Below are 25,654 nucleotides of genomic sequence, written 5' to 3' on the forward strand. Positions count from 1 at the left end.
GAGCAAGGCGAACGTGGCGGGAGACCCCTACAAGGAACTTGGCGTGTCCAGGGGCGCAAGCGCCGAGGACATCAAGAAGGCCTTTCGCAAGCTGGCTAAGACGCTGCATCCGGACAAGAACCCCGGCGACAAGGCCGCCGAAGAGCGGTTCAAGCGCATCACCGCCGCTTTCGACCTGCTCGGCGATCCGGAGAAGCGCGCCAAGTACGATCAGGGCGCCATCGACGCCGACGGCCGCGAGCAATATCGCGGCTTTGGGGGCGGCGGCGGCGCGGGCGGCTTTGGCGGCGCTCGTGCGCGGCCCGGCGCGGAGGGCGGACCGGGCGGCCGGGCCAGCTTCGACAACATCGACCTGGACGACCTGTTCGGCATGTTCGGCGGCCAGGGCCGTCAGCGCGGGGCGCGGGACTTCACCGCGCGCGGCCAGGACGTGCGCGCCACGCTGGAGATCAGCCTGGAGGACTCCATCCTGGGAACGACGCGGCGCATCCAGTTCTCGGACGGCCGGACGCTGGACGTGACCATTCCGCAGGGTGCGGGCGATGGCCAGGTCATCCGCCTGCGCGGGCAGGGCGCGCCGGGGGGAAACGCCGAGGCAGGCGACGCGCTGATCGAACTGAAGATCGCCGCCCATCCGCTATACCGGCGCGAGGGCGCGGACCTGGTCGTGGAGGTGCCGATCTCGGTCCCCGACGCGGTGCTGGGCGGCAAGATCGAGGCGCCGACGCCTGAGGGCCGGGTCAAGCTGACGGTCCCCAAGGGCTCGAACTCGGGCCAGGTTCTGAGGCTGAAGGGGCGGGGCGGCTATGCGAACGGGCGGCGCGGCGACCTGAAGGCGCGGCTGGTGGTGACCCTGCCGGCCACGCCCGACGAGGCGCTGATCCGTTTCGCCGAAGAGTGGCGCGCCAAGCGACCCTATACGCCGGGAAGCTGACGAATGAACAAGCCCAGCGTGCGGCCGGCGCGGCCATGGTTCTCGTCCGGTCCGACGGCCAAGCGGCCGGGCTGGTCCGCCGAAGGCCTGCCGCAGGACCTGCTGGGCCGAGGCATCCGCGCGCCAGAGGTGGTGGAGCGGTTCGCGCATGGGCTGAGGCTGACGCGCGCGGTGCTGGGCGTGCCGGACAGCCACGTCCTGGCCTATACGCCGGGATCTGACACGGGGGCGGTCGAGGCCGCGCTGTGGTCGCTGCTGGGCGCGCGGCCGGTGCAGGTTCTGGCCTTCGAGAACTTCGGCTGGCAGTGGGTCAGCGACATCCGCGAGCATCTGAACCTCGAGCCCGAGGTGCTGGAGGCGCCTTGGGGCGCGCTGCCGGACCTGAGGCGGGTCGATCCGGTCAAGGATGTGGTGTTTCCGTGGAACGGCACGACCTCGGGGGTGCGCGTGCCGAATGCGGACTGGATCGCCGAGGACCGCGAGGGGCTCGCCATCTGCGACGCGACCTCGGCCGCCTTCGCCATGGCCTTGCCCTGGGACAGGCTGGATGTGGTGACTTTCAGTTTCCAGAAGGCGCTGGGCGGAGAGGCGGGCATCGGCGTCATCGCCCTGTCGCCGCGCGCAGTCGAGCGGCTGGACGCGCACCGCGCGCCGTGGCCGATCCCGAAGGTTCTGCGGCTGCAGGACGACAAGGGCTTCGACCGGAAGCTGGCGACCGGGTCGATGATCAACACCTTTTCGATCTGGACTCTGGAGGACTGGATCGACGGGCTGGAGTGGGCGCAGTCGGTCGGAGGGCTGAACGAACTGATCCGGCGCACCAACGCCAATGCGGCGGCGCTGGGCGAATGGGTCGAGCGGACGGCGTGGGTCGAGCCTCTGGCGGAGCGGCCGGACACGCGGTCAACGACCTCGGTCTGTCTGAAGATCGTCGATCCGCGTGTGACGGCGCTAGACGAGGCGGGGCGTCACGCCTTTGTCCGACGGATGAAGGCGCTGCTGGAGGACGAGGGCGCGGTCTTCGACGTGGAGAGCCATCGCAACGCACCGGCGGGCCTGAGGCTGTGGTGCGGCTGCACCATCGAGGTCGAGGATGTCCGGGCCACCACGCCGTGGCTGGACTGGGCCTTTGCGGTCGCCGTCGAGGAACTGTCATAGTTTTACGCCGGCGGGCGCGACAGCGGATGATTCCCCGGCTATAGGCTCAGCCCCGCATCGAGAGTGAAATCGGTCCGGCGGACGAGGTCCGAACCGGCCCTGATTTTCGCTCCAGTCTCGTGAAGCGGAGAATGATCTTGGCGAACGTCGCAGTGGTCGGCGCCCAGTGGGGCGACGAGGGCAAGGGCAAGATCGTGGACTGGCTGTCCAACCGCGCAGACGTGGTGGTGCGGTTCCAGGGCGGCCACAACGCGGGCCATACGCTGGTGGTCGGCGAGACCGTCTACAAGCTGAGCCTGCTGCCCAGCGGCGTGGTGCAGGGCAAGCCGTCGGTCATCGGCAACGGCGTGGTGGTCGATCCCTGGGCGCTGCTGGACGAGATCGCGCGGATCGAGGCGCAGGGCGTGGCGATCACGCCCGAGGTGCTGATCCTGGCGGACAACGCATGTCTGATCCTGCCGCTGCACCGCGATCTGGACCAGGCGCGCGAGGCCCAGGCCGGAAAGACCAAGATCGGCACAACCGGGCGCGGCATCGGTCCGGCCTATGAGGACAAGGCGGGACGTCGCGCCATCCGCGTCGGCGACCTGGCGGACCCTGAATCGCTGGACGCCAAGATCGAGCGGCTGCTGGCCCACCACGATGCGCTGCGCAAGGGCCTGGGCCTGGCGAGCGTCGACGCGGCGGCGCTGAAGGCCGAACTGCTGACCATGGCGCCGAAGATCCTGCGCTTCGCCACTCAGCCGGTCTGGCGGATGCTGGAGAAGGCGCGCCGCGACGGTCAGCGCATCCTGTTCGAGGGCGCACAGGGCACGCTGCTGGACGTCGATCATGGCACCTATCCCTATGTGACCTCGTCCAACACGGTGGCGGGGCAGGCGGCGGCGGGCTCGGGCCTGGGCCCGCGCTCGGTCGGCTATGTGCTGGGCATCGTGAAGGCCTATACGACCCGCGTCGGCGAGGGGCCGTTCCCGACCGAGCTGTTCGACGACGACGGCAAGCGCATTGCCGAGCGGGGCCGCGAGTTCGGCACCGTCACCGGCCGGGCGCGGCGCTGCGGCTGGTTCGACGCGGTGCTGGCGCGCCAGTCCATCGCCATCAACGGCATCGAGGGCGTGGCCCTGACCAAGCTGGACGTGCTGGACGGTTTCACCGAACTGAAGATCTGCACCGGCTATCGCTTGGGCGACCAGACGCTGGATTATCTGCCGGCCGGGCTGAAGGCGCAGGAAGGCATCGAGCCGATCTGGGAAACGATCGAGGGCTGGAGCGAAAGCACCCAGGGCGCGCGGTCGTGGAAGGACCTGCCGGCCAACGCCATCAAATACGTGCGCCGGATCGAGGAGCTGATCGGCGCGCCGGTGGCCCTGCTGTCGACCAGCCCTGAGCGCGACGACACCATCCTGATGCGCGATCCTTTCGCCAGCTGATGAGCGGGACGAGGCGCGGCTCAACGGGCTCTTAACCCGAAGCGGTCATGGTGAGCGCCCCTTTAGGGAGCTGTCCTTGTTCGCCGTTGACGCCCGTACCCTGCAGCGTATCGAGCCCGCCGTCCGGCGGGTGATCGTCGTGGACCCGACGCCCGCATCGGCGCGGCTGATGCTGGACCTGATGAAGAACATTGGCGCGCGCGAGGTTCTGACGGAAGGGGATGAGGCGCGCGCCTTCGATCTGGCGCGCGACTTCGAGCCCGGTCTGATGCTGATGGAGCGGACCGGTCCCAGTCTGGACGGCGAGAATCTGGCGCGGCGGATCCGGCGGTCCAGCCTGGGCTGTCGGCGCATGCCCATCATCATGGTCACGGCCGAGGCGACCGTTTCCACCATTCGTGGCGCGCGGGATTCCGGGGTGCACGAGTTTCTGAGAAAGCCGTTCGCCGCCGCCGACCTGTTCCGGCGTGTGGAGAATGTCGCCCTGAAGCCGCGGCCCTGGGTGGAGGCGGTGGGCTATGTCGGACCTGACCGCAGACGCTTCAATTCGGGCGAGTACGCAGGCCCCCGCAAGCGGCGCGCTGACAACTCGGCGATGCAGGCTGGCCCCGGCGCCGTCAAGGATCAGGCGCTGCGCATCCTGGCCGCCGCCCTGAACCAGTTCGACAACGATCCAGCTCAGGCGGTTCGGGCCGTCAAGCAGCAGGCTGAAACCCTGAAGGGGTTGGCGCAGAAGACGGGCGACGCCGGTCTGGCGGTGGCTGCGGCGGGACTGGATGGGTATCTGAGCGCCGGACAGCCGACCAAGGCCGGTCTGGTCGCGCCGATCAACGCCCTGCTGGCCCTGGCCGATCCGGCCGCCGATCTGAGGGCGGCCGGCTAGGCTCGCTTTTAGGCGTCGACCAAGTTGCGCTCTTCCGCCGCCGCCCGCATGGCCTTCTGAAGCTTTTCGAAAGCGCGGACCTCGATCTGACGCACGCGTTCGCGGCTGACGCCGTACTGGCCGGCCAGTTCTTCGAGCGTGACCGGATCGTCCTTGAGACGACGCTCGGTCAGGATGTGCTTCTCGCGATCGGTCAGCTCCTCCATGGCTTCCTGCAGCAGGCCCATGCGCAGCGACTTCTCTTCGCTGTCGGCCAGCGCAGTCTCCTGGCTGACGGCGGTGTCGTCGGCCAGCCAGTCCTGCCACTCGCTTTCGCCGTCGGCGCGCAGCGGCGCGTTCAGGGAGGCGTCGCCGGAAAGGCGACGGTTCATATTGGTGACCTCTTCCTCCGACACGCCCAGCTTGGTGGCGATGGCGGCGAGGTGTTCGGGACGCAGGTCGCCTTCCTCGAAGGCCGAGATCTGGCTCTTGGCCTTGCGCAAGTTGAAGAACAGCTTCTTCTGCGCGGCGGTGGTGCCCATCTTCACGAGCGACCAGCTGCGCAGGATGTATTCCTGGATCGAGGCGCGGATCCACCACATGGCGTAGGTGGCTAGGCGGAAGCCCTTGTCGGGGTCGAATTTCTTGACCGCCTGCATAAGGCCGACGTTGCCCTCGGAAATGACTTCGCCGATCGGCAGGCCGTAGCCGCGATAGCCCATGGCGATCTTGGCCACGAGGCGCAGGTGGGACGTGACCAGACGGTGGGCGCTCTCGGCGTCCTGGTGTTCAGACCAGCGCTTGGCCAGCATGAACTCTTCGTCCTTGGTCAGCATCGGAAACTTGCGGATTTCCGTCAGATAGCGCGACAGTCCCTGTTCAGGCGACATGACGGTAAGCGTGGTGTTGGCAGCCATTAGACCCTGGTCCCTCCGACCCGTAAAATGAGCGGACGTTTCGGTCGGCCACCGAATGTGCGCCTGACCCTCGCCCCTCAACTGGACATCTGGTGATCGGTTTCGCCGATTTCGAGAGGCGAATGGTCACAGAATGCACAGATTGTGGCCGTCTCGCGTCACCTTCTGTCCAGCTGGCGGATTTACTAGCACAGTTGCTGTTGCTTATCAAGGTCCATCCTTTTTGAGGACGGACTAGAGATCGGCCAGGCGGCGCTCCAGATCGGCCATGTCGGCGGGCAGGTCCGTCTCGAAAAGCAGCGTCTCGCCCGTCACCGGATGGACGAAGCCCAGGACGGCGGCGTGCAGCGCCTGACGCGTCAGCCCGGCCTCGCCGATGGCGGCGCGGACGGGAATGGCCGGGCTGCCCGAGCCATAGACCGGATCGCCCAGGATCGGCGCGCCGACCGAGGCCAGATGCACGCGGATCTGATGGGTGCGGCCGGTGTGCAGGGTGCAGGCTACGCGTGCGGCCATGGGCGCGCCGCCGGGCTTGGCGGGGCGGCCGAAAACGCTCTGGACCTTGTAGTCGGTGATCGCCTCGCGGCCCCCGGCCTTGAGCACGGCCATCTTCTTGCGGTCCGACGACGAGCGGCCGATGCGCGTGTGGATGCGGCCCGCCTCGGGGCTTGGCGCGCCGCGCGTCAGGGCGATGTAGGTGCGCTCGATGTCGTGGGTCGCGAACAAGGCGGACAGGCCGGCGTGGGCGCGGTCGGACTTGGCGGCGACCATGACGCCCGAAGTGTCCTTGTCCAGCCGATGCACGATGCCCGGACGAGCCACGCCGCCGATGCCCGAGAGCCCAGCGCCGCAGTGGGCCAGCAGCGCATTGACCAGGGTGCCGTCGGGCGTGCCGGGGGCCGGGTGGGCGGCCATGCCGGCCGGCTTGTCGATGACGATCAGGTCGTCGTCTTCGTACAGGACGACGAGCGGGATGGCCTCTGGCGCCGGAACGGCGGGCGCGACCGGCGGAAGGGTCACGACATAGAGGCCGGGCTGGGCCTTGGCCGAGCCGCCGGACACAGCCGCTCCGTCGCGGGTCACGGCGCCCGAGGCCAGAAGGGTCTGGAGACGGGCGCGCGACAGGCTGGGGAACAGGTCGGCCAACGCCTTGTCGAGTCGGCCCGAGCCTGCGTCGAGGCGCGCTTCCAGAATGTCGACGTCCGCCGTATCGTCGGTCAGCAAAGGTTCATCTTCCACGGCGTGATCTAGCACCGAGGGGCCCCGGCGACGCAATCGCCGCGTGGGATGAAGAGGGGAAGACGATGAGATCGGTCCTGCTGGCCGCGGGCGCCATGCTGCTGATGGGCGGCTGCGCGAGCATGAACGAGGATCAGTGCCGGGCCGGCGACTGGGGCGGACAGGGCTATCGCGACGGTGAGCGCGGCTTTCCGATGGAGCGTCTCGACGCCCACGCCAAGGCCTGCAGCAAATACGGGATCGCGCCCGAACCCGCCCCCTATCGGTCGGCGCGCGAGGACGGACTGCGCGGCTACTGCCGGTTCGAACGCGGCTTCGACGCAGGGCGGCGGGGCGAGAACTATCACGGGGTCTGTCGCCTGAAGAGGAGTTCGCCTTCCTGCCCGCCTATCGGGATGGGCTTCGGCTGCACGCTGCGGAGTCCGCGCTGGAGTCCGCGCGGTCGGACCTGGACAGCGCCATCGCCTGGATCAACGACCGCGCCGACAAGCTGGCGGCCAAGCAGCGTGACTTGGGGGAAGCAGGGCTCTCCGACGCGGAGAAGGATCAAATCCGCTCTCGCATTGAAGAAGTGCGCGGGGAACTGCGCGACGCCCGGCGACGCGCTCGGGACGCCGAGCGCGCGCTGCAGTGGGCAGAAGACGAAGCGGACCGGGTCCGCTTCGAGCTTTCCGGGCGATACCCCGTCTGAGCGGTATCAGGCGGCCAGATCTTAGGCGGCCTGGGCGGTCGCCTTGCCGAAGTGGGGGTCCAGTTCGCCCGAGGCGTAACGCTTGGCCATCTGGGCGGTGGACAGCGGCCGGATCTTGGACGCCTGGCCCTCGCAGCCGAACTGCTGATAACGCTCGATGCACAGCTTGCGCATGGCTTCCTTGGCGGGCTTGAGCCAAGCGCGGGGGTCGAACTCGCCGGGCTTTTCGGCCAGCAGTTTGCGCACCGCGCCGGTCATGGCCATGCGGTTGTCGGTGTCGATGTTGATCTTGCGCACGCCGTGCTTGATGCCGCGCTGGATCTCCTCGACCGGCACGCCCCAGGTCTGGGGCATCTGGCCGCCGTAGGCGTTGATGATGTCCTGCAGATCCTGCGGCACCGACGAAGAGCCGTGCATCACAAGGTGGGTGTCGGGCAGGCGGCGGTGGATTTCCTCGATCACGTTCATGGCCAGCACTTCGCCGTCGGGCTGGCGGCTGAACTTGTAGGCGCCGTGGCTGGTGCCCATCGCAATAGCAAGAGCGTCGACCTTGGTGGCGCGCACGAAATCGACGGCCTGGTCCGGGTCGGTCAGCAGGGCCGAGTGGTCCAGCTTGCCCTCGAAGCCGTGGCCGTCCTCGGCCTCGCCCATGCCGGTTTCCAGCGAGCCCAGCACGCCCAGTTCGCCCTCGACCGAAACGCCGCAGGCGTGGGCCATCTGGGTGACGCGGCGGGTTACATCGACGTTATATTCGTAGCTGGCGGGGGTCTTGGCGTCCTCCTCCAGCGAGCCGTCCATCATGACGCTGGTGAAACCGTACTGGATGGCGGTGGCGCAGGTCGCCGGGCCGTTGCCGTGGTCCTGGTGCATGCACACCGGGATGTGCGGATAGAGTTCGGCCAGGGCGTCGATCAGCTTGGCCAGGACGATGTCGTTGGCGTAGCTGCGGGCGCCGCGCGAGGCCTGGATGATGACCGGCGCATTGACGGCCTCGGCCGCCTCCATGATCGCCAGGCCCTGCTCCATGTTGTTGATGTTGTATGCGGGCAGGCCGTAGTCTTCCTCGGCCGCGTGATCGAGCAGTTGCCGCAGCGTGATGCGCGCCATGAGTAGTCTCCTGAGCCCTTTGATTTTGCCCGTTGTCTAACGCGCGCGCGCCGAAAAGTCACGCAATGTAACAGGCTGGAGTCAGCTCTGGAGCGCCTCGACGCCGGGCAGGGGCTTGCCCTCCATCCACTCCAGGAAGGCGCCGCCGGCCGTGGAGACGAAGGTCATGTCGTCGGACACGCCGGCGTGGTTCAGGGCCGACACCGTATCGCCGCCGCCGGCCACGGCGATCAGGGCCCCGGCCTTGGCCAGATCGGCGGCGGCGCGCGCGGCCTTGACGGTGGCGGTGTCGAACGGCGGCACCTCGAACACGCCCAGAGGGCCATTCCAGATCAGGGTCTTTGACAGGGCCATGGCCTTGATCAGCTTCTCGACCGTCAGCGGGCCGGCGTCGAGGATCTTCTCGTCGTCGCCGATCTCTTCGCGGGTCAGGACGGTGCGGGTCTCGACGCTTGGCTTGACCTCGGCGGCCACGACGACGTCGATCGGCAGCAGGATTTCGCAGCCCTTGGCCTCGGCCTCCGCCAGAATCTGACGTGCTGTGTCGGCCATGTCGCGCTCGGCCAGCGAGCCGCCGATGTCGACGCCCTGCGCGAACAGGAAGGTGTTGGCCATGCCGCCGCCGATGGCCAGGCGATCCAGCTTGCCGACCAGGTTCTGCAGCAGGTCCAGCTTGGTCGAGACCTTGGCCCCGCCGACAATGCCCAGCACCGGCTTGACGGGATTGCCGAGCGCCGCATCCAGCGCCTCAAGCTCGCGCCGCATGGCCTCGCCGGCGTAGGCGGGAAGAAGACGCGCCAGCCCTTCGGTCGAGGCGTGGGCCCGATGGGCGGCCGAGAAGGCGTCGTTGACGTATAGGTCGCCCAGGTCGGCCAGCAGTTGCGCGAAGGCGGGGTCGTTCTTCTCCTCACCCTTGTGGAAGCGCACATTCTCCAGAAGCACCACGCCGCCGGCGTCCAGATCGGCGATGGCCGTTCTCGCGGTGTCGCCCACGCAGTCGTCGGCGAAACGCACCGGGGCGCCCAGCAGGGTCTCCAGATCGGCCACGACGGGCTTCAGGCTCATGGCCGGCACGCGCTCGCCCTTGGGCCGGTCGAAGTGGGCCAGCAACGCCACCTTGGCGCCCGCGTCCCGCAGCCGCTGGATGGTCGGCAGGGCGGCGCGCAGACGGGTGTCGTCGGTGACCTTTCCACCCTCCGTAGGCACGTTGAAGTCCACGCGCACCAGGGCGGTCTGGCCCGAGATGTCGCCGGCGTCGTCGAGGGTGCGGAAGGTCATTGTGCGACTCGGTAAAGCTGATTGATTAGGGAGATGCGGAATGGAGGGCGAGGCATGGGAAGTGATCTTAGGCGTTACACAGACGTTCTGAGTCTGATTGATATACTGACGCACCGTCGCATAACTCTAACCAGTCCTGTCCAGTGGGTTGATCAAAATGATAGCCATGGACTTGAGGTCTACCGACGGCGTAAATCAGCGGACTATGTAACCGCATTTTGTATGACAGAAGCGGACGAAACCTACCATCATTGGCACATCTTTGCTGGACACGGTCATGGCGTCTGCGTCGTTTTCCGTAAACGAAAGTTTATCCAGCACATCGCAGCTGTGAACGGCCTCGTACATGGGCCGGTCATCTACCGAAACCTGAGCTCCATCAACCGAGAGAAGGCGGTTCCTACGGACGAGTTGCCGTTCCTCAAGAGAAAAATGTTTGAGGATGAACGCGAGTATAGAATCGTTGGTCTCGAGGAGCAGTTATTTGGATCGATGTCTCGTCGGATCCCAATTACCTTGGATCTCATTGAACGTGTCGTTTTCAGCCCCTACGCGCCGCGGCCGCTCCTTGATACGCTGAAGGAACGGCTTGTGTCTGACAAGGAGGTGGAAACGATCACCTTCCGACACTCAACTCTTACGAACAATCGTGAGTGGCGGAAGGCGATAGATTTCTTACCACATGATTGAATATTAAAGGTACTTCGCCATCACCAGGGCGGTGTCGCTCATCCGCGTCGCGAAGCCCCATTCGTTGTCGTACCAGCTGAGGACGCGGGCCAGCTTGCCATCGACAACCTGGGTCTGGGGCAGGGCGGCGGTGGAGGAGGCCGCGATGTGGTTCAGGTCGATGGAGACGACCGGGTCGGCGGTAACCGCCAGCACGCCCTTCATCGGGCCGTCGGCGGCGGCCTGGAGCGCGGCGTTGATCTCTTCGACCGTCACTTCGCGGCCGGCCACGACCTTGAGGTCCACGCACGAGACGTTGGGCGTGGGCACGCGGATCGACGAGCCGTCCAGCTTGCCCTTCAGCTCCGGCAGGACCAGGCCCAGGGCCTTGGCGGCGCCGGTCGAGGTCGGGATCATCGACAAGGCGGCGGCGCGGCCGCGGTACAGATCCTTGTGCATCGTATCCAGCGTCGGCTGGTCGCCGGTGTAGGCGTGGATGGTGGTCATGTAGCCGCGCTCGATGCCGAACAGGTCGTTTAACACCTTGGCGATGGGCGCCAGGGCGTTGGTGGTGCAGCTGCCGTTCGAGACGATGATGTCGTCGGCGGTCAGGGTCTCGTGGTTGACCTTGAAGACAATGGTCTTGTCCGCGCCGTCGGCGGGGGCCGAGACCAGGACGCGCTTGGCGCCCGCCTTCAGGTGGGCGCTGGCCTTGTCCTTGGAGGTGAAGATGCCGGTGCACTCGAACGCGATGTCGACGTTCAGATCCTTGTGCGGCAGGTTGGCCGGATCGCGCTCGGCGGTTACCTTGATCTTGCCCAGGCCCACGTCGATCCAGTCCTCGCCATGCTCTACCGTGCCGGGGAAACGGCCGTGGACCGAGTCGTACTTCAGCAGGTGGGCGTTGGTGGACACCGGGCCCAGGTCGTTGATCGCCACCACCTCGATGTCGCGACGGCCGTGCTCCACGATGGAGCGCAGGACGAGGCGGCCGATGCGGCCGAAACCATTGATGGCGACGCGAACGGTCATGGGGCGGTCTCCTGGAAGGGTGTTTTCGTTGCGGCTTCAATGGAACCCTGAGGCCGACGTTTCAACCCCGCGCCTGTAACAAGCTGTGATCCGCTGTAACGCTCAATAGCCGATCAGGGTCGGGGCGGCCTGCCAGACGATGGCCACCGCCGCGAGGCCTGCGCCCAGCATGGCCAGCTGATCGCCGAAGCGTCGGGTCTCGCCCTCGCGCTGCCGGTTCAGGACGCGCCAGCCAAGCACCAGCAGGGCCAGGGCCGCCAGCAGGCACAGCACGCTGAAGCCCAAGCCGACCATGCGCCACAGCGGGTCGGCGGCGCGGCTGACCACCTCGCCGATGCTGGCGATGGCGTAAATGCCGATGAAGTGGATCGTCCAGACGATCCAGCCGCTCATCATCCAGATCCAGCGCCGCACCTCAGCCCCCCGGGAACAGGCGGGTCAGCAGCGCGGCGAAGGCGCTCTGGCCGGCGGCATAGGTCAGGAACAGGGCCATCAGCTCGGCCGTGGCGGGGCGCTTGGCGCTGGCGTGGCCGGCCAGCCAGCGGGCGGGCGCATACAGCGCCATGATGGCGGCGGTCAGCACGAACATCCCCTGCCAGGCCAGGAAGGCATAGACCGTCGCGCCCTGGCCCGAGTGCTGCGGCATCAGGCCCGTGCCGCGCCACGTCGTCAGATCCAGGCCCCAGGCGGCGACCACGGCGATCGCGCCCAGCGAGGCCAGAACGGCCCAGATCATCGGACTGCGCGGACGGTCGGCCTTCAGCATCCTGACCGAGGTCCAGAGCAGCACGACCGCCAGGGCGTCCAGCGCCAGCACGCCCACCAGCGTTAGCATCTCGGGCGGCGGAGCCCAGGTCTCGGGCCGGCTGCTCCACAGGAAGACATAGGAGAAGGCGGTCATCACCGTGACCATGCCGGCCACGATCAGGGTGATCGACATGGCCCACCAGCCGTGGCTGGCCGTGCCGCTGGCGTAGGTCGGCACCATGACGCCCGCGCCGATGTCGGCCATGTCGACCTCGTGCGGGCGATCGAGTTTCCAGCACCACATGACGATGCAGTAGACCGCCGCCACGCCGCAGACGGCCGCGACGGCGTAGGCCTGGATCACCAGGATCAGGAAGAAGGCGGCGGTGAACAGGGCGGCCCAGACGTGCCAGCCGCTGGGGCGCGGCAGGCGCATCAGCTGGATCGGTTCGGCGTTGATGGCGGTGGTGACCAGCGTCTCGCGCTCGCCCGTGACCGTGCCGGGTATGAAGTAGCGGCCGGCGTCGACGTCCCTCTGCAGGTTTTTCTGGTCCCACAGGGGGTACAGGCTTTTCACGACCGGCACCGAGCGGATCGAGAACAGGCCGCCGCGCAGCCACTCGAGCCCCGGCCCGCCGTAGATGTTGCCCGCCTCCTTGCCGGCGAACGGACGGAAGTTGCGGATCATGTCGATGACCCACAGCAGAACCGCCAGGCCGAAGATGAACGAGCCCACCGACGAGATGAAGTTGGGCAGGTCCCAGCCTCGCTCGGGCAGATAGGTGTAGACCCGCCTGGGCATCCCCATCAGCCCAGTCAGGTGCATGGGCAGGAAGGTCACGTTGTGGCCAATGAACATCAGCCAGAAGATCCACTTGCCCATCCGCTCGCTGAGCGGTCGGCTGCTGAGCGCCGGCAGCCAGTAGTAGATCGCCGCGAACAGCGGGAAGACCATGCCGCCGATCAACACATAGTGAAGGTGGGCGACGATGAAGTAGCTGTCGTGCGCCTGCCAGTCGAACGGCACCATGGCCACCATGACGCCGGTCAGCCCGCCCATGACGAAGATGATCAGGGCCCCGATGACGAACAGGCTGGGGGTGTTGTTGGGCATCTTCCCGGACGCCACGGTTGCGATCCAGGCGAAGACCTGGACCCCCGCGGGTATGCTGACGGCCATCGACGCGGCGGAGAAGATGCTGATCGACATGGTCGGCATGCCGGTCGTGAACATGTGGTGCGACCAGACGCCGAAGCTGATGAAGCCCGTGGCGATCATGGCCAGCACGACCATGCGGTAGCCGACCAGCGGCGTCTTCGCGAGCGCCGGGATGATGGTCGACATGGCGCCGGCCGCCGGCAGGAAGATGATGTAGACCTCGGGGTGGCCAAAGAACCAGAACAGATGCTGCCACAGCATCGGATCGCCGCCCAGGATCGGGTCGAAGAAGGGCCAGCCGAACGCGCGCTCCAGCTCCAGCAGCAGCGTCGCCAGGATCACCGATGGGAAGGCGATGATGATCATCACCGCGAAGATCAGGCACGCCCAGGCGAAGATCGGCAGCTTGTCCAGCGTCATGCCGGGCGCGCGGGTCTTGAGCACGCCGACGATGATCTCGATGGCGCCGGCGATGGCCGAGATCTCGATGAAGCCGATGCCCAGCAGCCAGAAATCGGCGTTGATCCCCGGCGAATAGGTCATGCTGGTCAGCGGCGGATACATGAACCAGCCGCCGTCCGGCGCCAGACCGAAGAACAGCGAGGCGAAGAAGCACAGGCCGCCCACGAGATAGGCCCAGAAGGCGTAGGCGCTGAGCCGGGGGAAGGGCAGGTCGCGGGCCCCCAGCATCTGGGGCAGGATGGTCACCGCCAGCGCCTCGACCGCCGGCACGGCGAACAGGAACATCATCACCGTGCCGTGCATGGTGAAGAACTGGTTGTAGGTCTCCTGCGGCAGGAAGCCGACCATCGGCAGGGCCAGCTGGGTGCGCATGGCCAGGGCCAGCACGCCGGCCAGCACGAAGAACAGCATGGCCGCGCCGACGTAATAGACGCCGACGTAGTTGTTGTTGATGACCGTCAGCCACTGCCAGCCCTTTGGCCCGCACCAGACGTCTTCAAGCGCCTTCTTCTCGCCGCGCGGACGCGGGCCTTCGGTCGGAAAACGATCGTAGAGCTTGGGATCGAAGCCGCTCTCCGAACTCATTTCAGGCTGTCCAGATAGGCGGTGACTTCACGCAGGTCCTGGCCGGTCAGGACCGGATAGGAGGGCATGCGGTTGCCCGGCTTGATGGCCTGGCTGTCGGCGATCCAGCCGGCCAGCGTGCCGGGGTTGTTGGGCATGATGCCCGCGCCGATGGTGCGCCGCGCGCCGACGTGGCTCAGGTCCGGCCCCGCCAGTCCGTTGAAGGTCGTGCCGGCCACCGTGTGGCAGGCGCCGCAGCCGTTGGCGTCGAACACCTGGGCGCCGCGCGAGGCAAGGGCGGCGGTCGGGGCGGGCTGCAGCCGGCGCGCGCGCCAGGCGTCGAAATCAGCCGGTTCGTGGGCCACGACCACCAGGCCCATCAGGGCGTGCGGCCCGCCGCAGTATTCCGCGCACTGCCCGCCATAGACGCCGGGCTGGTCGGCCTGGAGGCGCAGCACGTTGCGACGGCCCGGGATCATGTCCAGCTTGCCGCCCAGGCGCGGCACCCAGAAGCTGTGGATCACGTCGGCGGACTCCAGCTCGAAGGCGATCGGCTCGCCGACGGGAATGTGGATCTCGTTGGCGTCCTGGATCACCTCGCGGCCCTGGTCGTCCAGATAGGCCACGCGGAACCACCACATCTCGCCGGTGACACGCACGCGCATCTCGCCGGGCAAAGGCTCTGAGGCGACCTTGGACGTGACCGCCAGGCCATAGAGCAGCAGGCCGCTCAGCACGACGATCGGAAAGGCCAGGCCGCCGGCCCAGATGATTTTCTCGCCGCCCAGCCGCGCGCGCCATCTGCGCGGTCCGAACAGGGCCAGGCCCAGCGCGACGACCACGACCACGAGCACGATCGCGCCCATGGCGAACAGCACCCAGCTGACCAGGTTGATCGCGCTGGCGTAGGGGCCGGCGGGGTCCAGGGCGGGCGGCGGCCAGCCGGAGATTCCAGGCGGCGCCGAAGATCCAGTTGAAGTCTGTGCGGTCATCTCAGCGTGTACAGATAGGCCGCGACGTCGCGGGCTTCGGCTTCGGTCAGAGGCAGGGCAGGCATTCCGGTCGAGGGATCCAGCGACGGCGCGTCGCGCAGCCACTGAACCAGAGTGTCGGGCTGGTTGGGGAAGCGGCCGGCGATCATGGGCCGCTCGCCAAAGCCGGCCAGGGTTCCACCGACCCGGCCCGAGGGCCAGCTGACACCCGGCGTCTCATGACAGGCGGCGCAGCCGATGCGCTCGGCGATGACCAGGCCGCGCGCGGCGTCCGCCCCGCTGATGACGCGCGGCGGGTCCTTTTCGGCGCAGGCGCTCAGGCTCAGCGTCGCCACGACGATGAGCCATGCAGGCCCGACTGCGGTTGCAGGCGATCGACGGTCCATTCCACCCCGGCTGTCCCTTCAAGGCAGGACAATCCCGGCGAAGCGTCGCGGTTCCGTGGAAAACGGCGGAACCTTGACCGTCAGCCCTCGTTCGATGCCGCGTGCGCGCTTCTCCCATCATCGCCGTCTGGCTGTCGACCGCCGCCGTGGCGGGGCTGGCGGCCTGCCATCCCATGACCAATGAGACCGGCCAGGCTCTGACCGCCACGGGCCAGTTGGTGGCGTTGAGCGGCGGCGACGGCGGGGCGGCCAACGCCTGCTTCACCTGCCACGGCATGGAGGGCCAGGGCGACGGCGTGGCCGCGCCCCGCCTGGCCGGACTGGATGTCGGCTATCTGCAGAAGCAGATGGAGGACTACGCCTCGGGCGTACGCGGCGACGACGTCATGGGCCCGGTCGCGCGGGGCCTCAGCCAGGCCGATCGGCGGGCTGTCGCCGCCTGGTACGCCAGCCTGCCTGCGCCGGTCGCAGCCACGGCGCCCCTGCCGACTCCGGTGGTCTATCTCAGCGGCGATCCGTCGCGGGGCATCCAGCCGTGCGCTGTCTGTCACGGCGCCCAGGGCCAGGGCGCCGGCCCGGGCGGACCGGCGATCTCGGGCCAGCCGCGCGCCTATACGGTCGAGCAGATCGAGCGCTGGCGCACCGGCGGGCGCCGCAACGATCCGCGCGGCGTCATGCGGGCCGCCGTCGCAGACCTGTCAGCCGCAGAAATCCAAGCCATAGCCGCCTGGCTAGAGACTTCGCCCGCTTCTCGACCGCCCGGTAGCGGCGCTGCCACTTCGTCCGTCGCCGCGGCAATTGCGGAACAACCGGCAGCATCCAGTGCAGTACGTCGTCCCGATCAATGAAGTGATGTTTGACCGCCGCCCCGACGTGGATGGGGATGAGCAGCAGCAGGCTTACGATCAGCGCGCCATGCATCCATTCCGCCACCGCCTCGACCCGCCAGCGCGCGGGGTTTGACATGTCGGCCATCGGAATGACGGGCCAGGGCAGCAGTCCCGCCACCGTCAGCCCCTGCTGGGGCGCGGTCGCCGAGATCATGAACCAGCCGGTGATCGGCAGGCCGAACAGGCAGATGTAAAAGACATAGTGGGTGATGCTGGCGGCTGTGCTTTCCCAGCCCGGCTTGTCGGCGTCATTGATGCTGGGCGGCGCCAGCAGCCGCCAGGACAGCCGCCCGATCACCAGGAGCAGCATCAGCACGCCCACGCCGATATGCACGTCATAGGCCGCCAGCTTGTCGCCGCCGACCGGCAGCCGGCCCATGCGCCAGCCCCACACCAGCTGGAACACCACCAGCACCGCCATGGTCCAGTGGAAGGCGACGCCGATGGGCGAATAGCGGCCCTTGTCGTGGTGCCCTGCGGCCCACTCCAGAATATTGCCGATAAGCCGGTCGATCATGCCGCTCGGGTCCGCGGCGCGTCCGGCCCCAGCATGCGTCCGAGCACGACCAGCGCCGCCGCCAGATAGGCCGCCGCCGCCGGGGCCCACATGATCAGACCGGCCGCCTGCTGGTCCTCGAGCGGGGTCAGGCTCCAGGCCAGGGTCGAGGCGAAGTGGGGGGCGTAGAGCGGGTCGACCGCGAAGGTGATGATCGCGCCCAGCAGCCCCATCTGCACCATGGCCACCAGCAGGGCGGCGACGCCCGCCGGCGCCCGGCTGGCGCGCACGCTGGCCCAGAAGGCCAGGGCCGCGCCCAGAATGCTGGCCTGCATCAGCCAGTAGGCCCCGTCGTTCGACAAGGCCCAGCCATAGGCCGCCGGCGCATGCCAGGCCCACAGCACCGCTGTCTGCAACAGGACGGTCGTCCAAAGTCTTGGCTTGGCCACGCGCGGCAGGGCCAGCGCCATCAGCGGCGCGGCGACCAGCATCAGCAGCAGATGGTGCAGGGTGCGGGCGGTGAACAGCGCCGAACTGAGCGCGCACAGCGGTGAAACGAAGCTGACAAACAGGGCGACGACGGCCAGGGCGGCGGCCGCCTGCCGCTTCCAGCCCGCGCCGCGCAGCCCGAAGGTGAGGGCCGCCGCTAGCAAGGCCAGGCCGATCAGCAGAACGGGATCGCCGTTCCACCGGCTCCATATCGCGGCCGGGTCCGGCGCACTGCCGCAGTATGGCGTCCAGGTGTTCATCGCTAGGTCAGTCTCCCCCGAGACGCGCGGCGGCGGCGAATTCGAGCCTTGGCGATTCAAATCCGCTGGACGCCTCCAAGTTCCGAGCCGGCGACGGCTCTTCATCGACTGGCCAGCGACCGCTTCGGCTTCTAGACATGGAGCATGCCCGAGTTCGTGACAGACATGACCCGCCAGGTCTTCGCCTTGTGGCGACAGTTCCACTGGCTGCCGGAATGGGCGGTGATCTCGGTCATCGTTGCAGTGTTCGTCTTCATCGGCTGGGCGGCCAACCAGATCGTCTTCGCCCTGCTGACCTGGATCGTGCGCAAGCGAGACCTGTTCTGGCGCGGCGTCGTGGGGCGGGCGCGCCTCAAGGTGCGGATCGCGGTGATGATCGTGGCGCTGGCGCTGGCGGTCACGGTTTCGCCGCTGCATCCAGAGCCCTCGCTGTTCATCCGCCAGACGCTGCTTTTCGCCTTCATCCTGACCGTCGGCTGGATGTTGATCGGCGCTGTGGACATGTGGGCGGTGGTCTATCTGCGCCGCTTCAACATGGAGACCGAGGACAATCTGGTGGCGCGCAAGCACGTCACCCAGGCTCGGATCCTTCAGCGTGTCGCCGCCATTGTCATCGGTCTGATCACCCTGGGCCTGGCGCTGATGACCATCGGGGCCGTGCGCCAGTGGGGGTTGTCGCTGCTAGCCTCGGCGGGGGTGGTCGGGATCATCGCCGGCATCGCGCTGCAGCCCTTCTTCACCAACATGATCGCCGGCATCCAGATCGCCACCGCCCAGCCGATCCGCATCGACGACGCCGTGATCGTGGAAGGGGAGTGGGGGCGGGTCGAGGAGATCACCTCGACCTATGTGGTGGTCAAGCTGTGGGACTGGCGGCGCATGATCCTGCCGCTGACCTACTTCATCCAGAAACCGTTCCAGAACTGGACGCGCGAGAACTCCAGCCTGATCGGCGTGGTCTTCCTCTACGTCGATTACGAGGCGCCGATGGACCGGCTTCGCACCGAGCTTGAACGGATCGTTCAAGCCAATCCGCTGTGGGACGGCGATGTGCTGAGCCTGCAGGTCACAGACATCACCGAACGCACCGCCGAGGTCCGGTGCCTGGCAAGCGCCCGCAACGCGCCGACCGCTTTCGATCTGCGGTGCGAAATCCGCGAGCAGATGCTGGCCTTCATGCGCGACCAGTGCCGCGAAGCCCTGCCGCGCGATCGCATGGATTTGGAGCAGCGAGGACGACTCCCCGCCTGACGGGGCCGGCCCTGATGCGTCAGTGACGCGAGGTCGGCGCCAGCGGCAGACGCACGCGCGCCGCAAACCCCTGGCCAGGGGCCGTCTCCAGCACAAGGCTCCCGCCCAGGTGCTCGATCAACCCGCGCACCAGCGCCAGCCCTTCGCCCGTGACGCCGCTCTCAGCCCCGACGCCGGTGTCGCGCACCACCAGGCTGATCCCGTCGGCGGCGCGTGAGGCGGCCACCGCAACGGCCCCGCGCCCTCCATCCGGGAAGGCATGCCGCACCGCGTTCGAAAGCAGTTCGTGAAGAATGATGGCCAGAGGAGTCGCATGGGTCTCCGGAAGCGCGCCGACATCGCCGCGGAGTTCGAGCCGCACCGGGCGGTCGTGAACAGCCCGCCGCCAAAAGGCGATCGCGTCCTCCAGATAGCCGGCGACGTCCACGGCGCCCCCTGCGAGCAGGCGTCGGTTCAGCAGGCCTAAAGCCGCCACGACGTCGCTGAGCCATGTCAGATGCCGCCGGCTTTCCGGATCGCTTACAGCGCGAAGCCGAATGCCGACCAGGGCCTGCAGCAACTGATAGTTGCCCGCCAGGCGCAGCTTCAGGTCTGAGACGTCCGTGTGTACGTCCGGCGCCATGGCTCCCCCGGCAAAAAAACTCTCCTGTTTCAATAGCCACGCCGAACCATTTCGCCAAGCGCGAGTTTAATGTGTCCGGTGGCCGACACAGGGTGGTAGACACCGCCGGCTGGGAGGACCGTTCGTTTGACTTCACCACCAGGCCTACGGGTCATGATCGTCGAGGATCAGGCCATCTTGGCCATGGAAATCGAAATGGTGCTGACCGATGTCGGCTGCGAGGTGGTGGGCTGCGCTATGGACCAGGCGAGCGCCTTCGCCACGGCGGAGCGGGAACGCCCGGACCTGGCGCTGGTCGACATCAATCTGCTGGACGGCATGACGGGTCCACAGGTGGCGCATCGACTGGTTCAGGACTATGGCGCGACGGTGATCTTCCTGACGGCCAACCCAGAACAGATCCCTGAGGGATTCGCCGGAGCGATCGGCGCGATATCAAAGCCCTTCGACGAACAGACGCTGCAGGCCGCCGTGGCCTTCGCCGGCAAGTTCATCTTCCACCGCACCCTCGGCGAAACGCCGCGACGGTTTCGACTGGCGCCGTGGCTTCTCACCCCTCCGGAGGACATCGCCCCGCACTGATCGGGGTTCACCGCCCGCAGGCGAAACCAGCCGAATCGGGCGGCGCGTTCGCTCCTGCGCCCAGCGGACGCTGCATGAAGACCACATCGCGCCAACCGTCGAACTTCCAGCCCGCGCCCTGGAACCCGCCGGCGGGACGGAAGCCGCAGGCGGCGTGCAGGGCCACAGAGCCGGCGTTGGCCCCGTCCCCGATGACAGCGGCCATCTGCCGCAGGCCAAGCGCCTCGCAGCGCGCGATCAGCGCTTCGAGCAGGGCGCGCCCGACACCGCGTCCCCGGAAAGCTTCGGCGACATAGACCGAATCCTCGACCATGTAGCGGTAGGCGGCGCGCAAGCGGAACGGCCCGGCGTAGGCGTAGCCCGCAACCGCCCCGTCGATTTCGGCGGTCAGACAGGGCAGGTCCAGCGCCGCGACCGAGGCCAGGCGCGCGCGCATGTCTTCGACCGACGCCGGCGTCAGTTCGAAGGTGCCGGCTCCATGCGCCACGCTGTCGGCGTAGATGGCGGTGATGGCCGAGAGGTCGCTCTCGGCCGTCTCGCGGATGATCACGCCTGCTCCCAGCCCTTTGCGACGGCCCAGACCGCAAAGGCGTAGTCGTGGGCGACTTCCTTCAGATAGTCGAAGCGGCCGGAGGCGCCGCCGTGGCCGGCCTCCATGTTGATCTTGAGCAGGATGGGCTTGCCCGAGGTGGTCGCGGGTCGCAGCTTGGCTACCCACTTCTCGGGCTCCCAATAGGTGACGCGCGGATCCGACAGGCCGCCGGTCGCCAGCACCGCCGGATAGGCCTTGGCTTCGACCTGATCGTAGGGGCTGTAGGACATCATGTAGTCGTAGGCCTCGGCGTCCTCGATCGGATTGCCCCACTCGGGCCACTCCGGCGGGGTCAACGGCAGCGAGGTGTCGCTCATGGTGTTGATGACGTCGACGAAGGGCACCTGGCCGATGACGCCGGCCCAAAGTTCGGGGCGCATGTTGTTGACCGCGCCCATCAGCATGCCGCCGGCCGACCCGCCCTGAGCCACAATGTTTCCGGCCCGGCCGTAGCCGCGCTGGATCAGATGCTCGGCGGCGGCGATGAAGTCGGTGAAGGTGTTCTTCTTGGTCATGCGCCGGGCGGCCAGGAACCAGCCCCAGCCCTTGTCCGAACCGCCGCGGATGTGGGCGATGGCGTAGATGAAGCCGCGATCCACCAGCGACAGACGGCTGGTGGAGAAGCTGGCCGGCATCGGAATGCCGTACGATCCGTAACCGTAGAGCAGGATGGGCGCGGAGCCGTCGACCGGCGTGGACCTGCGGCGCAGAACGGTAACGGGCACCAGCTGGCCATCGGCGGCCGGGGCGTTCAGTCGCTCGACGACATAGTCGGCCGGGTCGTGGCCTGACGGGACTTCCTGCACCTTCTTCAGCACCCGCTCGCGCGTCGCCATGTCGTAGTCATAGGTCGACGTCGGCGTGGACGGCGAGTTGTAGCCGTAACGGAGATTGGTGGAGTTGAACTCCGACGAGCCCATCAGCGACAGGGCGTAGGCGGGCTCGTCCACACCGATCTCATGCTCGGCGCCCGCGCGGTCGCGGATGACGATTCGGGTGTTGGCGTCGGCGCGTTCCTGGCGGGCCAGATGGCCGGCGGTCAGGCTCATCTCCTCGATGAAGCGACCGGGGCGGTGCGGCACCAGGTCGGTCCAGTTGGCCTTGGCCGGTTCGGCGGTCGGGGCCTCGACAATGCGGAAGTCGATGGCGTCGTCGGCATTGGTGCGCAACAGCCAGCGGTCGCCCCAGTGATCGGCGTCATAGCGAACGCCTACGGTGCGGGGCTCGAGCACCACTGGCTCTGCCGTGGGGCTAGCCGCCGCGACGTAGCGGACTTCCGAGGTTTCCTGGTTGCCGATGGAGATCAGCACAAAGGCGTCGTCAGCCGTGCGGCCTACGCCGATGAACATGCCGTCGTCGGTTTCGTCATAGACCAGGATGGTCTCGCCGCCGCGCGCGGGCCGGCGGAAGATCTTGTCGGGCCGGCCGTTGTCGTCGCGGTTGGTCCAGAAAATCCACTGGCTGTCCGGCGAGAAGGTCAGGCTGGCCGAAGCTGACTCGATGGGCTCGCCGACTAGTTCGCCGGTCGCCAGATCCTTGACGAAGATGCGGTAAACTTCGGATCCCTGAGCATCGTGCGCATAGGCGAACAGGCTGTGGTCAGGGCTGTTTTCCGTCACGGTGATGCGAGAATAGGCCAGGCCCTCGGCAAGGGCGTTGCCGTCCAGCAGCAGCTGCGCTGCACCCGATCCGCCGCGAGGGCGACGCATGTAGCGCGGGTGCTGATCGCCCGTGCGGTATTCGACGTAATATTCCCACGGACCGTCGGGCGAGGGGACCGAGCTGTCGTCCTCCTTGATGCGGCCCTTCATCTCTTCGAACATCGTCGCCTGCAGCGGCAGGGTCGAGGCCATCATGGCCTCGCGATAGGCGTTTTCCTCGGTCAGGTGCGCCTTGACGTCGGCCTTGATCAGGGTCGGATCGCGCAGAACCGCCTGCCAGTTGTCGTCCTTCATCCACTGATAGTCGTCGGTGCGGACGCGGCCGAGCTGTTCGATGCGGACGGGGATCTTCTTGGCCACGGGGGCGACGGGCGTTTGAGGCATTCGGCTTCCGGAAGTCTGGCGAGCGAGAGCGGGGGCGGCGCCGGCCAGGGCGGCCGCGGCGGCGGTCGAAGCGATCAGTTCGCGACGGTTCATGGTGTCAGGTCCCCGAGATGGTCGAGGCGGACCTTGTGCGCCAGTCTCGCGCGCCGTCAAATGAACAAAGCCCGCCGATAGCCGAAACCGTGATGTTTATCGATCAGACGCCCCCGCCCGCCGTCGTCGTCCAGGCTCCGCCGCCCCAAGTCGCGGCCCGCGTCGCCCCGGCGTGGGACCTGACGGTGGGGCTGATCAACGCGACGGTGCAGGTCGATCAGTCGCTGGGCGACGGGACGCGCAAGGTGGGCACGGCCTTTCTGATCAATGCGCCGCGCCCCGACGGCCAGCCCCGCACCGTGCTGGTCACCGCGGCCCATGTGCTGGAGCAGATGCCCTCGGCCGGTTCGCGCATCGGCTGGCGCGTCCAGGGCGCCGACGGCGGCTGGAGCTTCGACGCCAGCCCGTTCGTCATCCGCGACGCGGCCGAACAGCCGCTGTGGGTGCGTCATCCGGATCGCGACGTGGCGGTGATGGAGATTGCGGCGCCGGAGAACTTCGCGCGGGCGGCCATACCGCTGGCCTGGCTGGCGGACCGCGACGCCTTTGAGGATTTCGAGGTCGGGCCGGGCGACGAGCTGCTGTCGCTGGGCTTTCCGCGCGGCCTGTCGGCCAATCGCGCGGGCTTTCCCATCCTGAGGGTCGGGCGGGTGGCGTCCTGGCCGGTCTCGCCGATCGAGGCGTTTCCGACCTTCCTGCTGGACTTCAAGGTCTTCCCCGGCAACTCGGGCGGGCCGGTGTTCTGGACGGCGAGCGCGCGGCGACGGCCTGACGCGCCCGCGCCCGATCACCCCTTCATCGCGGGCCTGCTGGCCCAGGAGGTGGTGTCGGGCGGCGAGCGTCTGGACCTCGGCGTGGTGGTCCACGCCGAGTATATCCGCGAGGCTATCGCCCTGCTGGACGTCAGCCCGCCAAGACCTCGGCGCTGATCCGCTGCAGCAGTTCGCCGCCCTGGCCAACGGCGGCCAGGCGGCTGGAGGCGTGGCCCAGCACATTGGCGGCATAGACTTCGTAAAGGTCCATCCGGCCGCGCAGCCAGCCGTCGTCCGATCCCTGCGCCAGGCTGGCGTTGGCCGCCAGGGCGCCCTTGGCCAGCATCCAGCCGCCGATCACGTCGCCCAGCAGCGTCAGATAGGCGTCCGCGCCCGCCAGCACGTCGGCGGCGGCGTTCGGATCGGCCTTGCGGTCCAGCAGCCACAGGGTCGCGTCCTCGACCGCCTCGATGGCGGTGGCGAACCGCTCCAGCGGCTTGCCGTCATAGACGCGCGCCAGTTCGACCAGAGTGGCCTTCATCTCGGCGATCACCAGCCGAGCCGATTCGCCCCCGTCCTGGCTCAGTTTGCGCCCGACCAGGTCCATGGCCTGGATGCCGTTGGTGCCCTCGTAGATCGGGGCGATGCGCGCGTCGCGATAGTATTGCGCCGCGCCGGTCTCTTCGATGAAGCCCATGCCGCCGTGGATCTGAACGCCCATGGAGGCGACCTCGCAGCCGACATCGGTCGACCAGGCCTTGGCTATGGGGGTGAGCAGGTCCTCGCGACCCTTCCAGCGCCGCCGATCCTCTTCTGTGGCGGCGTGGCGGGCCAGGTCGGCGGCGACTCCGGTGGACAGGCAGATGGCGCGCGCGGCGGCCGTCTTAGCCTTCATGACCGCCAGCATGCGGCGCACGCCCGGGTGGTCGATGATCGGGGTGTTGACTTGGCCGGTCCAGACGCTGCGGCCCTGGCGACGCTCCAGCGCATAGGCCAGGGCGTGCTGATAGGCGCGCTCGGCTATGCCGACGCCCTCCATGCCCACCGCCAGACGCGCGGCGTTCATCATGACGAACATGTGCGACAGGCCCTCGTTGGGCCGGCCGACCAGTTCGGCAGTGGCGCCCTCGTAGCTCATGACGCAGGTCGGCGAGGCGTGGATGCCCAGCTTGTGCTCGACGCCGACGGGGCGGAAGGCGTTGCGGTCGCCCAGCGTCCCGTCCGCCTTGACCGCGAACTTCGAGGCCAGGAACAGGCTGATGCCCTTGGGGCCCGGCGGCGCGTCGGGCAGGCGGGCCAGCACCATGTGGACGATGTTGTCGGTGGCGTCGTGGTCGCCCCAGGTGATGAAGATTTTCTGGCCGTTCAGGGCGTAGGTCCCGTCGCCCTTGGGCGTGGCCGTGGCGGTTAGCGCGCCCAGGTCCGAGCCGGCGTGCGGCTCGGTCAGCACCATGGCCCCGGTCCATTCGCCCGACACCAGCTTGGGCAGATAGGTGGTCTTCTGATGCTTGGTCCCGTGCGCCTCCAGCGCCTCGATGGCCGCCAGCGACAGCATAGGGCACAGACCGAACGCCATGTTGGCGCTGTGCACCGTCTCATAGGCCGCGAGTTCCAGCGCCTTGGGCAGGGCCTGGCCGCCGGCCTCGGTCGAGGCGGTCAGGCCGGTCCAGCCGCCCTCGGCGAACTGGCGATAGGCGTCGGCGAATCCGGGGGCTGCGGTCACGGCGCCGTTGGCGTATTTCGATCCGGCCTGATCGCCGAGCCGGTTCAGCGGCGCCAGCACCTGTTCCGAGAACTGCGCGGCCGCCTCGATTACCGCGCCGGCGACTTCCGCGTCGAAGTCTGGAAAGGCGCCCGTCTCGGTCAGGGCGTCGCCGCCGGCGACGAACCGCAGGGTGAAGGCCAAGTCTCGAACAGGGGCGCGATAGGTCATGAGCCGTCTCCTGGAAACGCTT

General features: G+C 67.8%; 24 protein-coding genes and 1 pseudogene. 10 read left to right on the forward strand and 15 right to left on the reverse strand.

What is annotated here, in order from left to right; genetic code table 11:
- Positions 1 to 13 precede the first annotated feature (13 nt).
- The 4 genes from E4M01_RS06020 to E4M01_RS06035 all read left to right on the forward strand — a co-directional run bounded on the left by E4M01_RS06020 (position 14) and on the right by E4M01_RS06035 (position 4,405).
- Entirely contained in the window at positions 14 to 934 is a 921-nt protein-coding gene (locus E4M01_RS06020) for a DnaJ C-terminal domain-containing protein (protein WP_135061759.1), read from the forward strand.
- A gap of 3 nt (positions 935 to 937) precedes the next feature.
- Positions 938 to 2,092, forward strand: a complete 1,155-nt coding sequence (locus tag E4M01_RS06025; RefSeq protein ID WP_135061758.1) for a phosphoserine transaminase — start codon at positions 938 to 940, stop codon at positions 2,090 to 2,092.
- Between the two features lie 137 nt (positions 2,093 to 2,229).
- A complete protein-coding gene (locus E4M01_RS06030) occupies positions 2,230 to 3,522 on the forward strand; it encodes an adenylosuccinate synthase (protein ID WP_135061757.1) in 1,293 nt (430 codons plus the stop codon).
- 76 nt (positions 3,523 to 3,598) lie between these two features.
- Positions 3,599 to 4,405, forward strand: a complete 807-nt coding sequence (locus E4M01_RS06035; RefSeq protein WP_135061756.1) for a two-component system response regulator — start codon at positions 3,599 to 3,601, stop codon at positions 4,403 to 4,405.
- Between the two features lie 8 nt (positions 4,406 to 4,413).
- Here the strand turns inward: E4M01_RS06035 and rpoH are convergent, their stop codons facing one another.
- Together rpoH and E4M01_RS06045 are read right to left on the reverse strand one after the other, a co-directional pair.
- The gene (gene rpoH / locus E4M01_RS06040) at positions 4,414 to 5,301 is read right to left on the reverse strand and encodes an RNA polymerase sigma factor RpoH (protein ID WP_135061755.1); all 888 of its coding nucleotides are present in this window, start codon (positions 5,299 to 5,301) and stop codon (positions 4,414 to 4,416) included.
- Positions 5,302 to 5,535: 234 nt separating this feature from the next.
- Positions 5,536 to 6,540 carry an RluA family pseudouridine synthase gene (locus tag E4M01_RS06045; RefSeq protein ID WP_371682915.1) on the reverse strand — a complete coding sequence of 335 codons (1,005 nt, stop codon included), beginning with the start codon at positions 6,538 to 6,540 and terminating at the stop codon, positions 5,536 to 5,538.
- Positions 6,541 to 6,605: 65 nt separating this feature from the next.
- Here E4M01_RS06045 and E4M01_RS06050 point away from each other — a divergent pair, with 65 nt between their 5' ends.
- On the forward strand, positions 6,606 to 7,256 hold the full coding sequence (locus E4M01_RS06050; protein ID WP_209316079.1) for a DUF2799 domain-containing protein: 651 nt from the start codon (positions 6,606 to 6,608) through the stop codon (positions 7,254 to 7,256).
- Here E4M01_RS06050 and fba read toward each other — a convergent pair.
- On the reverse strand, positions 7,253 to 8,338 hold the full coding sequence (gene fba, locus E4M01_RS06055; protein ID WP_135061753.1) for a class II fructose-bisphosphate aldolase: 1,086 nt from the start codon (positions 8,336 to 8,338) through the stop codon (positions 7,253 to 7,255). The two genes, E4M01_RS06050 and fba, sit on opposite strands and share 4 nt — an antisense overlap.
- Before the next feature lie 81 nt (positions 8,339 to 8,419).
- A complete protein-coding gene (gene pgk / locus E4M01_RS06060) occupies positions 8,420 to 9,616 on the reverse strand; it encodes a phosphoglycerate kinase (RefSeq protein WP_135061752.1) in 1,197 nt (398 codons plus the stop codon).
- A gap of 222 nt (positions 9,617 to 9,838) precedes the next feature.
- On the opposite strand from pgk, the gene E4M01_RS06065 reads away from it, so the two are divergent.
- A complete protein-coding gene (locus tag E4M01_RS06065; RefSeq protein WP_167765244.1) occupies positions 9,839 to 10,306 on the forward strand; it encodes a DUF2971 domain-containing protein in 468 nt (155 codons plus the stop codon).
- Between the two features lie 3 nt (positions 10,307 to 10,309).
- On the opposite strand, the gene gap is transcribed toward E4M01_RS06065, so the two are convergent.
- The 5 genes from gap to E4M01_RS06090 form a co-directional block, all read right to left on the reverse strand.
- The gene (gene gap / locus E4M01_RS06070; protein ID WP_135061750.1) at positions 10,310 to 11,317 is read right to left on the reverse strand and encodes a type I glyceraldehyde-3-phosphate dehydrogenase; all 1,008 of its coding nucleotides are present in this window, start codon (positions 11,315 to 11,317) and stop codon (positions 10,310 to 10,312) included.
- Positions 11,318 to 11,419: 102 nt separating this feature from the next.
- Complete coding sequence (locus E4M01_RS06075; RefSeq protein ID WP_135061749.1) at positions 11,420 to 11,731, reverse strand: hypothetical protein; 312 nt, start codon at positions 11,729 to 11,731, stop codon at positions 11,420 to 11,422.
- Between the two features lies 1 nt (position 11,732).
- Positions 11,733 to 14,270: a cbb3-type cytochrome c oxidase subunit I gene (locus E4M01_RS06080; protein WP_135061748.1), complete on the reverse strand. Its 2,538-nt coding sequence runs from the start codon at positions 14,268 to 14,270 to the stop codon at positions 11,733 to 11,735.
- Positions 14,267 to 15,241 (reverse strand): cytochrome c oxidase subunit II, encoded by a 975-nt coding sequence (gene coxB / locus E4M01_RS06085; protein ID WP_135061747.1) that lies wholly within the window; start codon positions 15,239 to 15,241, stop codon positions 14,267 to 14,269. The genes E4M01_RS06080 and coxB overlap by 4 nt, the downstream gene beginning before the upstream one ends.
- Entirely contained in the window at positions 15,238 to 15,576 is a 339-nt protein-coding gene (locus tag E4M01_RS06090) for a cytochrome c family protein (RefSeq protein ID WP_245158155.1), read from the reverse strand. Before E4M01_RS06090 ends, coxB begins: the two co-directional genes overlap by 4 nt.
- A gap of 224 nt (positions 15,577 to 15,800) precedes the next feature.
- Here E4M01_RS06090 and E4M01_RS14490 point away from each other — a divergent pair.
- Positions 15,801 to 16,307, forward strand: a pseudogene (locus tag E4M01_RS14490) (cytochrome c); the annotation flags it as partial.
- Here the strand turns inward: E4M01_RS14490 and E4M01_RS06100 are convergent.
- On the reverse strand, positions 16,300 to 17,034 hold the full coding sequence (locus tag E4M01_RS06100; RefSeq protein ID WP_245158154.1) for a cytochrome b: 735 nt from the start codon (positions 17,032 to 17,034) through the stop codon (positions 16,300 to 16,302). The pseudogene E4M01_RS14490 and the gene E4M01_RS06100 overlap by 8 nt on opposite strands.
- On the reverse strand, positions 17,031 to 17,762 hold the full coding sequence (locus E4M01_RS06105; RefSeq protein WP_135061744.1) for a cytochrome c oxidase assembly protein: 732 nt from the start codon (positions 17,760 to 17,762) through the stop codon (positions 17,031 to 17,033). The genes E4M01_RS06100 and E4M01_RS06105 overlap by 4 nt, the downstream gene beginning before the upstream one ends.
- A 144-nt stretch (positions 17,763 to 17,906) precedes the next feature.
- Between E4M01_RS06105 and E4M01_RS06110 the strand changes: the two genes are divergently transcribed.
- Positions 17,907 to 19,013 carry a mechanosensitive ion channel family protein gene (locus E4M01_RS06110; RefSeq protein WP_135061743.1) on the forward strand — a complete coding sequence of 369 codons (1,107 nt, stop codon included), beginning with the start codon at positions 17,907 to 17,909 and terminating at the stop codon, positions 19,011 to 19,013.
- A 19-nt stretch (positions 19,014 to 19,032) separates the two neighbouring features.
- On the opposite strand, the gene E4M01_RS06115 is transcribed toward E4M01_RS06110, so the two are convergent.
- Entirely contained in the window at positions 19,033 to 19,635 is a 603-nt protein-coding gene (locus E4M01_RS06115; protein WP_135061742.1) for a sensor histidine kinase, read from the reverse strand.
- Between the two features lie 153 nt (positions 19,636 to 19,788).
- Here E4M01_RS06115 and E4M01_RS06120 point away from each other — a divergent pair, with 153 nt between their 5' ends.
- Positions 19,789 to 20,217: a response regulator gene (locus tag E4M01_RS06120; protein WP_135061741.1), complete on the forward strand. Its 429-nt coding sequence runs from the start codon at positions 19,789 to 19,791 to the stop codon at positions 20,215 to 20,217.
- Between the two features lie 7 nt (positions 20,218 to 20,224).
- On the opposite strand, the gene E4M01_RS06125 is transcribed toward E4M01_RS06120, so the two are convergent.
- Both E4M01_RS06125 and E4M01_RS06130 read right to left on the reverse strand, forming a co-directional pair.
- Entirely contained in the window at positions 20,225 to 20,767 is a 543-nt protein-coding gene (locus tag E4M01_RS06125) for a GNAT family N-acetyltransferase (protein ID WP_135061740.1), read from the reverse strand.
- A complete protein-coding gene (locus tag E4M01_RS06130; RefSeq protein WP_135061739.1) occupies positions 20,764 to 22,947 on the reverse strand; it encodes a S9 family peptidase in 2,184 nt (727 codons plus the stop codon). The genes E4M01_RS06125 and E4M01_RS06130 overlap by 4 nt, the downstream gene beginning before the upstream one ends.
- A 92-nt stretch (positions 22,948 to 23,039) precedes the next feature.
- Here E4M01_RS06130 and E4M01_RS06135 point away from each other — a divergent pair, with 92 nt between their 5' ends.
- A complete protein-coding gene (locus tag E4M01_RS06135) occupies positions 23,040 to 23,876 on the forward strand; it encodes a serine protease (protein ID WP_135062688.1) in 837 nt (278 codons plus the stop codon).
- On the opposite strand, the gene E4M01_RS06140 is transcribed toward E4M01_RS06135, so the two are convergent.
- On the reverse strand, positions 23,851 to 25,632 hold the full coding sequence (locus tag E4M01_RS06140; RefSeq protein WP_135061738.1) for an acyl-CoA dehydrogenase: 1,782 nt from the start codon (positions 25,630 to 25,632) through the stop codon (positions 23,851 to 23,853). The two genes, E4M01_RS06135 and E4M01_RS06140, sit on opposite strands and share 26 nt — an antisense overlap.
- Positions 25,633 to 25,654 lie beyond the last annotated feature (22 nt).

This window comes from Brevundimonas sp. MF30-B (assembly GCF_004683885.1).
Taxonomy (GTDB): Bacteria; Pseudomonadota; Alphaproteobacteria; order Caulobacterales; family Caulobacteraceae; genus Brevundimonas.

Bases quoted from the DNA above. Each gene is read 5' to 3' on its own strand.
- rpoH (WP_135061755.1), bottom strand. From the start codon at position 5,301: ATGGCTGCCAACACCACGCTTACCGTCATGTCGCCTGAACAGGGACTG.
- coxB (WP_135061747.1), bottom strand. From the start codon at position 15,241: ATGACCGCACAGACTTCAACTGGATCTTCGGCGCCGCCTGGAATCTCC.
- E4M01_RS06050 (WP_209316079.1), top strand. From the start codon at position 6,606: ATGAGATCGGTCCTGCTGGCCGCGGGCGCCATGCTGCTGATGGGCGGC.
- E4M01_RS06025 (WP_135061758.1), top strand. From the start codon at position 938: ATGAACAAGCCCAGCGTGCGGCCGGCGCGGCCATGGTTCTCGTCCGGT.
- E4M01_RS06140 (WP_135061738.1), bottom strand. From the start codon at position 25,632: ATGACCTATCGCGCCCCTGTTCGAGACTTGGCCTTCACCCTGCGGTTC.
- E4M01_RS06130 (WP_135061739.1), bottom strand. From the start codon at position 22,947: ATGAACCGTCGCGAACTGATCGCTTCGACCGCCGCCGCGGCCGCCCTG.
- fba (WP_135061753.1), bottom strand. From the start codon at position 8,338: ATGGCGCGCATCACGCTGCGGCAACTGCTCGATCACGCGGCCGAGGAA.
- E4M01_RS06065 (WP_167765244.1), top strand. From the start codon at position 9,839: ATGACAGAAGCGGACGAAACCTACCATCATTGGCACATCTTTGCTGGA.
- pgk (WP_135061752.1), bottom strand. From the start codon at position 9,616: ATGACCTTCCGCACCCTCGACGACGCCGGCGACATCTCGGGCCAGACC.
- E4M01_RS06115 (WP_135061742.1), bottom strand. From the start codon at position 19,635: ATGGCGCCGGACGTACACACGGACGTCTCAGACCTGAAGCTGCGCCTG.
- E4M01_RS06120 (WP_135061741.1), top strand. From the start codon at position 19,789: ATGATCGTCGAGGATCAGGCCATCTTGGCCATGGAAATCGAAATGGTG.
- E4M01_RS06100 (WP_245158154.1), bottom strand. From the start codon at position 17,034: ATGATCGACCGGCTTATCGGCAATATTCTGGAGTGGGCCGCAGGGCAC.
- gap (WP_135061750.1), bottom strand. From the start codon at position 11,317: ATGACCGTTCGCGTCGCCATCAATGGTTTCGGCCGCATCGGCCGCCTC.
- E4M01_RS06105 (WP_135061744.1), bottom strand. From the start codon at position 17,762: ATGAACACCTGGACGCCATACTGCGGCAGTGCGCCGGACCCGGCCGCG.
- E4M01_RS06135 (WP_135062688.1), top strand. From the start codon at position 23,040: ATGTTTATCGATCAGACGCCCCCGCCCGCCGTCGTCGTCCAGGCTCCG.
- E4M01_RS06080 (WP_135061748.1), bottom strand. From the start codon at position 14,270: ATGAGTTCGGAGAGCGGCTTCGATCCCAAGCTCTACGATCGTTTTCCG.
- E4M01_RS06110 (WP_135061743.1), top strand. From the start codon at position 17,907: ATGCCCGAGTTCGTGACAGACATGACCCGCCAGGTCTTCGCCTTGTGG.